General features: G+C 72.0%; 14 protein-coding genes. 8 read left to right on the plus strand and 6 right to left on the minus strand.

All coding sequences use genetic code 11. From position 1 onward, the window contains the following. Positions 1–18: 18 nt before the first annotated feature. The gene (locus IH26_RS0126895; RefSeq protein WP_051808534.1) at positions 19–1,005 is read right to left on the minus strand and encodes a diacylglycerol/lipid kinase family protein; all 987 of its coding nucleotides are present in this window, start codon (positions 1,003–1,005) and stop codon (positions 19–21) included. Positions 1,006–1,011: 6 nt separating this feature from the next. On the opposite strand from IH26_RS0126895, the gene IH26_RS0126900 reads away from it, so the two are divergent. The 5 genes from IH26_RS0126900 to IH26_RS0126920 are packed head-to-tail and all read left to right on the plus strand — an operon-like array spanning position 1,012 to position 5,005. Beyond that, positions 1,012–1,509 (plus strand): DUF1990 domain-containing protein, encoded by a 498-nt coding sequence (locus IH26_RS0126900; protein ID WP_030439026.1) that lies wholly within the window; start codon positions 1,012–1,014, stop codon positions 1,507–1,509. After that, complete coding sequence (locus IH26_RS0126905) at positions 1,506–2,282, plus strand: MBL fold metallo-hydrolase (protein WP_030439027.1); 777 nt, start codon at positions 1,506–1,508, stop codon at positions 2,280–2,282. Before IH26_RS0126900 ends, IH26_RS0126905 begins: the two co-directional genes overlap by 4 nt. Next, positions 2,279–2,854, plus strand: coding sequence for a DedA family protein (locus IH26_RS0126910; RefSeq protein WP_030439028.1), 576 nt, complete (start codon positions 2,279–2,281; stop codon positions 2,852–2,854). The genes IH26_RS0126905 and IH26_RS0126910 overlap by 4 nt, the downstream gene beginning before the upstream one ends. Before the next feature lie 47 nt (positions 2,855–2,901). After that, positions 2,902–4,437 (plus strand): phosphatase PAP2 family protein, encoded by a 1,536-nt coding sequence (locus IH26_RS58310; RefSeq protein WP_030439029.1) that lies wholly within the window; start codon positions 2,902–2,904, stop codon positions 4,435–4,437. After that, on the plus strand, positions 4,355–5,005 hold the full coding sequence (locus IH26_RS0126920) for an endonuclease/exonuclease/phosphatase family protein (protein WP_030439030.1): 651 nt from the start codon (positions 4,355–4,357) through the stop codon (positions 5,003–5,005). Before IH26_RS58310 ends, IH26_RS0126920 begins: the two co-directional genes overlap by 83 nt. A 3-nt stretch (positions 5,006–5,008) precedes the next feature. Here the strand turns inward: IH26_RS0126920 and IH26_RS0126925 are convergent, their stop codons facing one another. Both IH26_RS0126925 and IH26_RS0126930 read right to left on the minus strand, forming a co-directional pair. Then, positions 5,009–6,253 carry a L,D-transpeptidase gene (locus IH26_RS0126925; protein WP_030439031.1) on the minus strand — a complete coding sequence of 415 codons (1,245 nt, stop codon included), beginning with the start codon at positions 6,251–6,253 and terminating at the stop codon, positions 5,009–5,011. Between the two features lie 112 nt (positions 6,254–6,365). After that, on the minus strand, positions 6,366–7,247 hold the full coding sequence (locus IH26_RS0126930; protein ID WP_245665530.1) for a serine hydrolase: 882 nt from the start codon (positions 7,245–7,247) through the stop codon (positions 6,366–6,368). A gap of 190 nt (positions 7,248–7,437) precedes the next feature. Here IH26_RS0126930 and IH26_RS0126935 point away from each other — a divergent pair, with 190 nt between their 5' ends. After that, entirely contained in the window at positions 7,438–8,202 is a 765-nt protein-coding gene (locus IH26_RS0126935) for a hypothetical protein (protein ID WP_030439033.1), read from the plus strand. Positions 8,203–8,241: 39 nt separating this feature from the next. On the opposite strand, the gene IH26_RS0126940 is transcribed toward IH26_RS0126935, so the two are convergent. The 3 genes from IH26_RS0126940 to IH26_RS0126950 all read right to left on the minus strand — a co-directional run bounded on the left by IH26_RS0126940 (position 8,242) and on the right by IH26_RS0126950 (position 11,194). Further along, positions 8,242–9,276, minus strand: a complete 1,035-nt coding sequence (locus IH26_RS0126940) for a S1 family peptidase (RefSeq protein ID WP_030439034.1) — start codon at positions 9,274–9,276, stop codon at positions 8,242–8,244. A 131-nt stretch (positions 9,277–9,407) separates the two neighbouring features. Next, a complete protein-coding gene (locus tag IH26_RS0126945; RefSeq protein WP_051808535.1) occupies positions 9,408–10,715 on the minus strand; it encodes an FAD/NAD(P)-binding protein in 1,308 nt (435 codons plus the stop codon). Further along, positions 10,715–11,194, minus strand: a complete 480-nt coding sequence (locus IH26_RS0126950; protein WP_030439036.1) for a winged helix-turn-helix domain-containing protein — start codon at positions 11,192–11,194, stop codon at positions 10,715–10,717. Before IH26_RS0126950 ends, IH26_RS0126945 begins: the two co-directional genes overlap by 1 nt. A gap of 126 nt (positions 11,195–11,320) precedes the next feature. Between IH26_RS0126950 and IH26_RS0126955 the strand changes: the two genes are divergently transcribed. Together IH26_RS0126955 and IH26_RS0126960 are read left to right on the plus strand one after the other, a co-directional pair. After that, positions 11,321–11,818 carry a flavin reductase family protein gene (locus IH26_RS0126955; protein ID WP_030439037.1) on the plus strand — a complete coding sequence of 166 codons (498 nt, stop codon included), beginning with the start codon at positions 11,321–11,323 and terminating at the stop codon, positions 11,816–11,818. Further along, positions 11,815–12,291, plus strand: coding sequence for an NADPH-dependent FMN reductase (locus tag IH26_RS0126960; RefSeq protein WP_030439038.1), 477 nt, complete (start codon positions 11,815–11,817; stop codon positions 12,289–12,291). Before IH26_RS0126955 ends, IH26_RS0126960 begins: the two co-directional genes overlap by 4 nt. Positions 12,292–12,322: the final 31 nt, after the last annotated feature.

Genomic DNA, 12,322 nt, shown 5'->3' on the forward strand with positions numbered 1-12,322 from the left:
GAACCGGCTCCGTGGAACTCACGACGAAGCCCGGCGGGCCGCGGCCTTCACGTCGTACGCCAAATCGGGATCGCTGTCCGGAAGTGGCACGCAGAGCAGAAGCGCCCGGGGCTTGATGGTGATCTTCAGGCTGCGGCCGGGCTCGATCAGATCGCCGTCGAGCTGGCGCGGCTCGGTGCGGCGGGTGAAGATCTCCACGCGCTCGGCGGTGTACGTCTCCATCAGCGGCACCCGCTCGCGGCGGCGCAGCACCGCCCAGGCCAGGCCGGCCCAGTGCCCGAGCGTGTTCGGGCTGAGGATGGCCACGTCGAGCTTGCCGTCGGCCGGGTCGGCCTGGCTGAGCAGGCGCACCCCACCCTGCAGCCGGCCGACGTTGCCGACGATCACGGTGCGCGGGCGGCGCGGCATCGGCGGGCCGCCGTCCAGGACGATCCGGGCGCGCATCGGCCGGTCGCGCAAATGCTTGAAACCACCGATCACGTACGCGAGCCAGCCCCACCGTTTCTTCGCCCGTTCCGAGGTGCCGGCCAGCATCTGCGCGTCGAAGCCCATCCCGGCCATCACCGCGAAGCACTGGTCGCCGGCCACGCCCACGTCGATCCGGCGGCGGCCGCCCTCCAGCGCCACCTGCACGCCGGTCATCGGATCGCCGTTCATGCCCAGGTTGGCGGCGAGCAGGTTCCCGGTGCCGGCCGGCAGCACGGCCAGCGCCACGTCGGTGCCGGCCAGCGCGGTGACCACGCCCATCACCGTGCCGTCGCCGCCGCACACGAAGATCAGCTCGGCGCCCGCCTCCTTGGCCTCCCTGGCCTGGCCGCGGCCCGGGTCCTCGGGGGTGGTCTCGTGCCAGGAGGGTTTCGGCCAGCCCGCCTCGGCCAGGCGCCGCTCGACGTCGGCGCGCAGGTCGGCGGGCGCCTTGGCGGGGTTGACCACGACCGCGCTGCGGGGACCTGTCACGCCGTCAGTGTGCCCGAGTCCGGGCGTCCCGGCGACCCGGGGAATCATGAATGGGTGAGTGAATTGACGTACGCCCCGGTGGGCGCGACGCGGACCGGCACGCTGCCGCCCGGTTTCCGGCACCTGTTCTACCGGGCGCCGCTCGGATCGGGCGCCGACCTGTATGAGCGCGCCGGGGACGCCGTGCTCGGCTTCCGGATGCATCGGGCCACCGGCGCTCGCGTGGTCGCCGCCTCGTCCGCCGTCCCTGGACTACCGCTCACCCTCGGGTTCGGCCCGCTTCGCGTACCGTGCGAGGTGATTTGGACCGAAAAATCTGGAAAAAGGACCGGATTTGCGTACGGGACATTGCCCGGTCATCAAGCCTCGGGTGAGGAGGCCTTCATCGTCGAGCATGACGACCGGGATCGCGTGTGGTTCACCGTTGTCGCGTACAGCCGGCCCGCCCGCACCCTGATGCGGCTGGGCGGCCCGTTCGCGGTCGCCTTCCAGCACACGTACGCGCGCCTGTGCGGCCGCGCGCTGAAGCGGCTCTGTACCGTGAACGGGTGAGCGCGACCGCGGTGACCTGGTGGGGCCACAGCACCGTGTGGCTCGCCGACTCGGGGGCCACCCTGCTCACCGATCCGGTGCTCACCGACCGCGTCGCCCACCTGCGGCGGATGGCCGGCCCGGCTCCGGCGCTGCCCGGCCCGCCCGACGCCGTACTGCTCTCCCACCTGCACGCCGACCACTTCCACCTCGCCTCGCTCCGGCTGGTGCCGGGCGCCCCCACCCTGATCGTCCCGCGCGGCGCCAAGGCCTTCGTGGCCAAGACCCTCGGTCCCGCGTATGCGTCCCGCTGCGTCGAGCTGGCCCCCGGCGAAGACACCGCGGTCGGCGCGGTCCGGGTCCGGGCCGTCCCCGCCGCGCACGACGGCGGCCGCGGCCCGTGGTCCCGCGAGCGCGCCCTGGCGATCGGCTTCGTGATCGAGGGCGCCGCCCGCACCTGGTGCGCGGGCGACACCGGTCTCTTCGACGAGATGGGCGAGATCGGCCCGCTCGACCTGGCCCTGATCCCGGTCGGCGGCTGGGGCCCCACCCTCGGCTCGCACGGCCACCTCGACGCGGCCGACGCCGCCGAGGCGCTGCGCCGGGTCAAGTCCGCCTGGGCCGTCCCGATCCACTACGGCACGCTGTGGCCGATCGGCATGGCCCGGGTCCGCGCGCAGATGTTCGAGCAGCCCGGCCGCCGCTTCGCCGAGCTGGCCGCGCGGGCCGCCCCCGACGCCCGGGTCCGCGTGCTGGCGCAGGGCGAGACGCTGACCGTGGGGCGCGGCGCATGATGTCGTACCTCGGCGCGCTCGCCTGGCTGTTCGCGGTGGTCGCGTTCGGCGCCATCATCCCGATCGTCCCCACCGGCGCCGCGGTCAGCGGCGCCGCCGCGCTGGCCTTCCACGAGCACCACCCGATCACGATCGTCCTGGTCGTCCTGTTCGGCGCGGCCGGCGCGTACTGCGGCGACCTGGTGATGTACGGCATGTGCCGGATCGGCGGCGAGCAGCTGGCCCGCCGCCTGCGCTGGCTGCGCGACGAGGAGCACCTGGGGTCGGTGAAGGCCCGCCTGGAGAAGTCCCAGATCCCGGTCCTGCTGGTGTCCCGCCTGATCCCGGGCGGCCGGGTGCCGGTGCTGCTCGCGGCGGCGTTCGTGGGCCTGCCGTGGCGGACGTTCGTGGTCGCCAACCTGCCGGCCTGCGCGCTGTGGTCGGGCGTCTACGCGAGCATCGGGGTCGCGGGCGGCTCGATCTTCCCGCAGCCGTGGGAGGGCGTGGTCGCCGCCGTGGTCCTGATTCTGGTGGTCAACCAGACCGTCTCCTGGATCACGAAGCGCCGCGCCACGTCGCCCTCCGAGGCCTGACCCGGCGCGCACGATTGAAATCCGGGCAACGCGGGAACCTTCGCGGCGTGAACGTCGCCGAGAAGAGAGCCCGCTGGCATTTCGCCGAACGCAGTGTGCTGGGCCTGGTCGCGGTGGTCGCCGCCGGGCTGGGCTTCGGCACCCTGCTGCTGCTCGTGCGTTTCCACTGGCGGCCCATGCTGCGCCTCGACGCCTCGCTGGCCAACCGCCTCAACGAGCTGGTCGCGCCGCATCCGGCGGCCGTCGCCGCGCTCAAGGCGGTCTCCACGGCCGGCGGCCCGGGCTGGCTGTGGCCGCTGACCGTCGTGGTGGTCGTGCTGCTGCTGATCCGGCGGCGGACCCGGCTGGCGATCTACCTCGCGGTCACCGGGCTCGGCGCGGCGCTGCTCGACCCGTCGCTGAAGGCGCTGGTCGGCCGGGTGCGGCCGGTGGTGGCCGACCCGATCGCGTACGGGCACGGCAACAGCTTCCCGAGTGGGCACACGCTCGGCTCGACGATCGTCTACGGCGCGCTCACCCTGGTCTTCCTCGCGCTGGTCCGGAACCGGTGGCGGGCCTGGTTCGTCGCGGCGATCGCGCTGCTGGTCCTCGCGATCGGGCTGAGCCGCATCGCGCTGGGCGTGCACTACCTCTCCGACGTGCTCGCCGGCTGGCTGCTCGGGCTGGCCTGGATCAGCGTCACCGCGTACGCCTTCCGGGTCTGGCGCCGCGAGATCGGCCGGCGGCCCGCGCCGCTGGAGGAGGGGCTCGAGCCGGAGGCCGCCGCCGACCTGGAGCCCGCGCCGGACGAGCGGGCGATCCTGCCGCACCCGTGGGCGAAGGGCGCCGAGATCCTGGTCGGCTGGGTGTTCACGTTCGGCGTGCTCTACTTCCTCGGCTACCTGGTCACCCACCACACGCCGGCCTTCGACGACGCCTTCCCGCGCTGGCTGCAGACGTTCCGCACGCCGCGGCTGGACAGGCTCAGCTGGTACTGGAGCAAGGCCGGCGACACCCACGCGATCCTGGCGATCTCGCTGGTCTTCTGCCCGATCGCGCTGGCCGTGTGGCGGCAGTGGCGGCCGGTGCTGTTCGTCGTGCTGGCCATGTTCGGCGAGCTCACCCTGTTCCTGGCGAGCGCCGCCGCGACCGGCCGCCCGCGCCCGGCCGCCGAGCACCTGGACGGCACGCTGCCCACGTCGTCGTTCCCGTCCGGGCACATCGCCGCCACGATCTGCCTGTGGACGGCGATCGCGCTGATCGCGTACGGCCGGATCGAGCGCTGGTGGCGCTGGCTCTTCTTCGTCCCGGTGATCGTGATGCCGGCCGGCGTGGCCATCTCCCGGATGTACCGTGGCATGCACCACCCGACGGACGTGCTCGGCGCGGTCCTGCTCGCCGCGTGCTGGCTGTCGGTGCTGTGGTGGACGGTCCGCCCGAACGCGGAGGTCACTCACCATGCGACTGCTGACCTGGAACATCCTGAACGGCGGGGGCGACCGGCTGGAGACCATCGCCAAGGTGGTCGAGCGGGAGGCGCCCGACCTGCTGGCCCTGCAGGAGCTGCGCGGCTTCGACCGGCGACGCATCGGGATGCTGGCTGACTCGCTGGGCATGACGGCGCACCTCGCGCCGTCGGTCTTCGGGCAGGCCGTCGCGGTGCTGGTGCGCCGGCCACGGCGGATCGAGCGGGCCCGGTCGGTGACCTGGCGGCTGCACCACGCGGCCGCGGCGGTGCGGGTCGGGCCGCTCACCGTGGTCAGCACCCACCTCGACCCGAGGTCCGCGTACCGGCGGTATCGCGAGGCGACCTGGCTGGCGGCCCGGTACCGGCGGCGCGGCCAGGTGCTGATCGCCGGCGACCTGAACTCGTGCAGCCCGGCCGACGATCCCGACCCGGCCGAGGACAGGTCCGATCCGCGGGCGATCGATGCGCTCGACCGGGCCGGCCTGATCGATCTGTGGCGGCTGGCCGGCATCGGCCCGGGGACGACGGTGCCGACCGGCGGGGGCGTCGGCGACGCGTTCGGCCCGATGCGCCTCGACTACGTCTTCGGCACCCCGGCGGTGGTTCCGCGGGTGCGCGAGGTCCGGGTCCTGCGCGGCGGCGAGATCGAGTACGCCTCGGACCACTATCCCGTCGTCGTGGAGCTCATGCCCGGCAACTCGTGACGGTCAGTTGCCGTACTTGTCGTACGAGATCGTCCAGTCGCCCAGGCCATCGGTGAGCGGCAGCGGTTTCGGGCTGTGGTTGACCTGGACCACGTCGCCGATCATGAAGGTGTGGTAGACCCACTCGGCGTCGGCCTCGCCCAGGTTGATGCAGCCGTGCGAGATGTTGGCCCGGCCGAGCTGGTGGTTCCACGGCGCCGCGTGCAGGAACTCCCCCGAATACGTGATCCGGGTGCAGAACTTCACGTCCTCCGGGTCGTAGTAGAACGGGTTGTTCTTGTCGGTCAGCCCGTAGCTGGCCGAGCTCATGCTGTGCACCATCTCCTTGGACAGCACCACGTGCGGGCCGTTCTGCGTCCAGAAGTGGATCTGCTTGCCGTTCGCGATCGTGGTGTAGCCGCCGCGGCCGGTGCTGCAGGCCATGTCGCGCACCATCGCGCCGTCGACGTAGACCTTGCAGCGGTGCGTGTTGTTGTCGGCGATCGCGATCAGGGACCGGCCGATGGTGAAGCTGGCCGACCGGTTGGCCGAGCCGTAGACGCCGTTGCCGAAGTGCGTGCCGAGCCCGTTGACCGACACCTTGATCTTGGTGCCCTTGGCCCAGTACTTCTCCGGCCGCCAGTGCACGGTCGAGTTGGAGATCCAGTGGAACTTGCCGGCGACCGAGGGAGTCGTCTCGACCTCGATCGCCTTCTCCGCCGCGGCCTTGTCACTGATCGACTTGCTGAACGCGACGATGACCGGCTGGCCGACCCCGTACGTACCGCCGGAGTTGAGAACGCTCAGGCCGTTCGCCTGGAACGTGATGTTCGCGATCGATTTCGGCTTCAGCGTGGTGAAGGTCGACTTCTTCTGCACGGTCGCGCCGGCGCTGTCCTTGATGGACGCGGTCACCGTGTACGTCTTCCCGTACGTCATCGTGTCGGTCGACTTCCACGACCCGTCGGACTGCAGCTCGCCGGCAACCTTCTTCGACCCCGCGGCGACCGTCACCGACTGCAGGGTGCCGCCCGCGACGCTGACCTCGACCGGGTCGAGCGGCGACACGTCGGACTTGCCCGCGGCCGGGCTCACGGTCAGCGTGACCGCGGCGGCGGAGGCGGAGGGCGACCCGGACACGGGGTCGCCGGCGGCGTGCCACTCGCTGGCCCCGCTCGCGCCGGTCTTGCCCGCGTGGGAGCAGCCGGCGGCGGCCAGGCCCGCGGCCGTGCCGACAGCACCGAGAATCACCGTGCGTCGCTGAAGCATGACTCACTCAACCGAGGGGTGACGGGCCTCGCGGCCAGGTTGGGTCGATGGAGACTACTACGAATGGAGACGGGGTGAGACCCCAAAAACGTTGCCAGAAGATTCTTAAGTCTCAGTACTTCAGGTACTGCCTGGTCAGTTTTGCGGCCTTTTCCACCACATTGATCCCGCCCGACATGGACGCATGACCGTGGGACAGCACCGCGATCGAGACGTCGGTGTCGTCGTCTGTGATCCGGCCCACCGAGTTGATGATCCAGCGGTTGCTCTCGGTCGAGCGGGGCAGCCAGCCGTTCTTCACGGTGAAGTCCTCGCCGGCCAGAGCGGCCGCCGGCACACCCCAGTCCTGCTCGTCGTCGACCGTGCTCATCAGCGTGTGCGCCAGCTCGCGCGAGTCCTCGTCGAGCGGGCCCTTGGCGTCGACCAGCTGGGCGAGCAGCCGCACCTGGTCGTCGACGGTGGTCCTGGTGAGACCCCAGGCGCCGTTGACCGTGGTCTGGGTCAGGCCGAGCCGCTCGTTGCACTTGTTGATCGCGGGCGCCTTGCCGAGCCGGGCGAACAGCGAAGTGGTGGCGTCGTTGTCGCTGAGCCGGATCATCCGCTTCGCCAGCGCCAGCTCGGTCGAGCTCAGGTCGCGGTCGTTGTCCTGCGCGGTCAGCAGCAGGCAGGCGAGCACCTGCACCTTGACCACGCTCGCGGTCTCGTACTTCTCGGTGCCGCGGAACGAATACTTCGCGCCGGTCTTCTTGTCGAGCACGGCCACCGAGAACTCGGGGACCGTGGCCGCGAACTTCTGCAGCGCGGTGTCGAGCGCCTTCGATCGTTCGGCGCGTTGCTGGGCGGCCAGTTCCTCGGGGCTCGGCCCGGTCGGCGCCGGGGACGCCGGACCGGCCGCCGCCTGATCGCGAAAGGCCCCGGCCGACGGCAGGCCGCCGCCACCGGAGTCGTCGCGCATCCCCAGGCCGACCAATCCGGCACCTCCCAGGACCCCCACAGCCGCCACCGTCAAGATCCAGGTTCGAGTACGCACCCGGACATATTGCCGCGTCCGCGCCGCCGATGCCCGTCCCGGGACCGGCTGCATAGGAGATTGACAGAGACTTTCGACGCATGGAACAGCTTCGCTCACGGCACGTGACCGGCAGGGCAGACCCTCCGTGGCCGGATGGGCGCAGAATGGGGGCATGCGTCTGAAGCTGGTGTCGCCCGCCGAGCTCGCCGATCTCGCCCGCGCCACGATCGGCCAGGTGGTGGAGACGGCCGCGGCCGCGGTGACCATCCCGATGCGGGCGGTGGCCGTGCTCGGCCAGACCGAGCTGCTGGTCAGCCGGATCACCGTGCTGGCCGACGAGGCCGAGTCACTGATCCGCCGGGTCGGCGCGGTGGCCACCGACGCCGAGGCGACGGTGGTGGAGGCGCGAGCCATCACGACCGCGGCGGCCGTCGTGGTGACCGAGGCCCAGGGGATCAGCGCGGCGGCCTCGGGAGTCGTCGCCCAGGCGTCGACGATCAGCGAGGCGGCTTCGGGGGTGGTCGCGCAGGCGTCGACGATCAGCGGCGCCGCGGAGGGCGTGATCGTCACGGCCGGCGAGATCACCGCGGAGGCCACCGCCGTGGTCCGGCAGGCCGAGTCGACCGCGGCAAACGCCCATCAACTTCTCGAGGGGTACGCCGGGACGCTGCGCAAGGCCGCCCCGCTCGCGGCGCAATTCGTCGACGAGTTGTCCCCGGAGGAGGTCACCGCCGCGATCCGGATGGTCGACGAGCTCCCGCGGCTGCGCGAGCACCTGATCGACGACGTGATGCCGCTGCTGGCCAAGCTCGACCAGGTCGGCCCCGACCTGCACAAGCTGCTCGAGGTCACCGAGGACCTGCGGCTGGCCATCGCCGGCATCCCCGGCCTGCGGATGCTGAGGCGGCGCGGCGAGGAGAGGTCCGACAACGGCTGAACGGCCCCGCCGGAGCGAGGCCGTTCAGTCGCGAAGGGATCAGAAGACCGAGACGCCGTAGACGCCCAGCGGTTCCGTCACCGGCTGGAAGTACGTGACGCCGCCGGAGGAGCAGTTGCCGCTGCCGCCGGAGGTCAGGCCCAGGGCCGTCGTGCCGGAGTAGAGCGGGCCGCCGCTGTCGCCCGGCTCGGCGCAGACCGTGGTACGGATCAGGCCGGAGACGGTGCCCTCGGAGTAGTTCACCGTGCTGTTCAGCGCGGTGACCCGGCCGGAGTGCGTGCCGGTGGTGGAGCCGCGGCGGTAGACCGTGGCGCCGACCGCCGGGGTGCCGGCCGAGGTGATGTCCTGCGAGCCGACCGAGCCGGAGATGGTGATCGACGTGTTGGTGTAGCGGACGATGCCGTAGTCGTTGCCCGGGAAGCTGGTGCCCGCGCGGGTGCCCAGCGTCGAGGAGCCGTTCGTCCACGTGGAACCGATGTTGGTGCAGTGCCCGGCGGTCAGGAAGTAGTACGTCGAGCCGCTGCGGACGTTGAAGCCGAGCGAGCACCGCGCGCTGCTGGTGTAGATGGCGTCGCCGCCAGAGATCTTGACGCTCAGGCTGCCGGGGAGCGACTCGAGGCGGGCCTTGTCGCCGAGCTTGGCGACGGTGGCCTTGACCGCGGCGAGCTTGGCGCCGGTGACCGTGCTGTCGACGCTGACCACGATCTGGTTGGTGGTCGGGTCGACGGCGAACGCGGTGCCGGGCGTCTTGAGGTTCGCGGTCAGGCTGTCGCGCGCGGCCGCCAGTTCGGTGCCGGTGTGGGCGACGAAGCGCGGGGTGGCGCCGGCGGCGGTCACGGCGCGGGCCGTGGCGGCGTCGGTGACGTCGACCACGACCTTGCCGGTCGCGTCGAGGTACGAGCCGGCCGTGCGGCTGCCGAACTGGCTGTCGAGCTTCGAGGCGAGCGCGGAGGGCGCGAACGAGGGGTCGCCGGCCGAGGGGGCGGCCGACGCGGGTGTCGCGACGAACGCGGTGCCGACGAGCACGCAGGCGGCCAGGCCGACGATCGGTCGGCGCAGCTTCCGGGTGAGCACTTGTTCCTCCCATGGGGGGTGAGGGGCGTACTGTGCTCTCGCAGTATCGACAGTTCTAAATATGAACACAATCCGGGGCGAATATTGCCGAGACAGTGATCAATACAGGGCTGACCTGCACAAACGGCTCGTCATATCGTAGCCATATGACCGAGCTGGGATGAATATCCCAGCCTGTCGATCAATGCACGGGCTTGCGTGCGAATCTCCGGTACCGCGGTGGTCTCCCAGCGGGCGCCGCGGCGCAGCGGGCCGATCAGCCACAGATGCTCGCGGACCGTCCCGTCGGCGCCGACCAGCCGGCCGTCGGCGTCGATGTCCAGGCCGAGGCCGTGCGGGCCGAGCCGGGCGTGGCCGTCGGCCAGCAGGCTCCGCGCGAACGACCCGGCCGCGGCGGGCAGGCGGCCCGGGCCGGCGCAGTTGACCACCGCGCCGAACCACTGCACCCCGGCCTCCAGCTCGACGAGCAGGCCGCCGGCCGGCGGCGCGGTGATCGCCCGGATGCCGCCGGAGCGGACCTCGAGTCGACCCTCCTCGCGCAGCGTGGCGACCCGGGCGCCGACCGACGGGGCCATCCGGTGCCGGTGACACTCCCAGGGCCGGGCCAGGTGACGGAGGAAGGCCTCCTGCTCGGCCGCGGTGAGGTTGCCCCACAGCCGGTCGATGCTCGGGCGCAGGCCGTCCACGACCGCGCGCCAGTCACCGGCCTCGGCGGCGGCCGTGCGCACCCGGCGGACGAGATCGCGCAGCGTGCGTGGCTCCGCCAGGGACAAATCGGTCACCGGCGCCGGCGAAGAGACATGCGTCAGCGGGAGCTGACCGCGCCGGCTGACGGCCGTGATCGGGGCGTCCCGGTTGCCGTCGGCGGTCAGCGTGAGTACCACGTCGACGGCGGTGAGCCCGGCGCCGACCAGAAGCACCGGCGCGTCGGCGGGGATCGCCTCGAGCGCGCCCGGCCGCCACGGGTCGGCGATGTAGTCGGGGTGTCCCGCCACGGTCACCGGCTGGGCGGCCGCCGGGTTGCCGGTGGCCACCACGACCTCGTCCACCGCGATCTGCCCGGATTTTTCAGTATAAATCCGGGTGGAGCCCACGCGCACCGCGCGGTCGCGAACAACCGACAGGCGATCCCCGCCACCAGCGGCCGCCCGATGGAACACGTCCCGCAGATACGAGCCGTAAACCGAGCGAGGCGCAAACGATTCGGGCGAGACATCGGCCCACCGGGCGAAATGCCCGGGGTCGTCCGGATCGGCGCTCATCGCCCCCGCCCGCGAGTTGAGCAGATGCCACGGGCGGGCCGACCCGTAGGCCAGCCCGCCGCCCGGCTCGTCGGGCTCGATCATGACGACCCGGTCGTCGCTACATCGCAGCAGTTCCCGGGTGGCCAGCACGCCCGCGCAGCCGCCACCCACCACCGCCACCGTCCTCGTACGCATCAGACCACCGTCACCGCGGCCTCGTCGGCCAGCCGGTAGCCGAGGCCGTAGACCGTGGTCACCACGTCCGGGTCGTCGAGCTTGGTGCGCAGCCGGCTGACGTGCACGTCGACCGTGCGGTTGGTGGTGTGCGTGTGCCCCCACACCTGGGACAGCAACTGGCTGCGGCTGAACACCTGCCGCGGGTGCCGGGCGAGGAACAGCAGCAGGTCGAACTCGAGCCGGCTCAGGTCGAGCCGGCGCCCGTCGCGGGCCGCGGTGCGGGCGTTCGGGTCGAGCCGGAGGCCGCCCTCGACCTCGACCGCCACCTCGGCCCCGGCCAGGTCCACCAGGTCGCGCAGGGCGGCGAGGACGCGGTCGCGGCCGGGGGCCGCGCCGCCGGCGATGCTGATGGTCACGGTCACCGGGGGCTCCGGCGGCAGGTCGGGTACGGGCCGCAGGTGTACCGGCCGGGGGTGGGCGACGGCGAGCGCGGTCATTCGGGCCTCCTCAGGGTGCGCGATGGCGTCAGTATATCCCCTAGGATTACTAGGATATGAGACGGCCATTGACCACAGCGCGATTCAGGCGCGACGCTGACCCCAGTAGATCCATCGTCCCAAGAAATGGGAGCCGCTCCAGTGGTTACCGATCTTTTCCGCCAACTGCTGCGCCGGCATGCCGCCGCCGTGGTGGTGATCACGGCGCCCGGGCAGCCGCCGGCCGGCTTCACCGCCACCTCGTTCACGTCGGTCTCGCTCGACCCGCCGCTGGTCTCGTTCTGCCTCGCGCACACCGCCTCGGCGTGGCCGGCCGTGGCCGCCGCCGACCTGGTCGCCGTGCACGTGCTCACCCAGGAGCAGGAGCACGTGGCCCGCACCTTCTCCACCCGCGGCATCGACCGCTTCGCCACCCACGGCGCGTGGCGGCCGGGGCCGGAGGGCGTGCCGCTGCTCGACGGCGTGCTGGCCCGGATCGTCTGCCGGGTGGTCCGCCGGGTCGAGGCCGGCGACCACTCGATCGTGCTGGCCGCGCCGGAGATCGGCGAGCACCACGACGACCTCGGTGCGACGCCGCTGGTCTACCACGATGGTCACTACGCACACCTGAGGAGAGCCGCATGAGTCGCGTCGTCGTCGTGTCGGGCAGCCCGCGCCCCGGGTCACGCACGTCTGTTTTGGCCGTGGCGGTGGGCGCGGCGCTCGGCTCGACGAGCGAGGTGGTCGAGGTCGTCGAGGTCGGGGAGCTGGGCGCGGGCCTGCTCACGCCGGGGGACGAGCCGACCGCGCGGGCCGTCCGGCTGATCCGCGAGGCCGAGCTGCTGGTGGTGGCGACGCCGACGTACAAGGGCAGCTACACCGGCGTACTCAAGGTGCTGCTGGACCAACTGCCGGCGCAAGCCCTCGCCGGAAAGCGTGCCGTCCCGGTGGTGACCGCCGGCGTGGCGCCGCAGGCGGCCGCCGCGGAAGCGCTGCTGCGGCAGCTGCTCACCGAGTTGGGGGCGGAGGTCGCGCCGGGCCTGCCGGTGGTCGAGGCGGACCTGCCGGAGTCGGCATCGATCGCCGAGGCCTACGCCCACAGCCTCATCACAGCTTGAATACAGGCCACTGACAAACGCGAACATTAAA

It is taken from the genome of Actinoplanes subtropicus, assembly GCF_000721705.1.
Classification (GTDB): domain Bacteria; phylum Actinomycetota; class Actinomycetes; order Mycobacteriales; family Micromonosporaceae; genus Actinoplanes; species Actinoplanes subtropicus.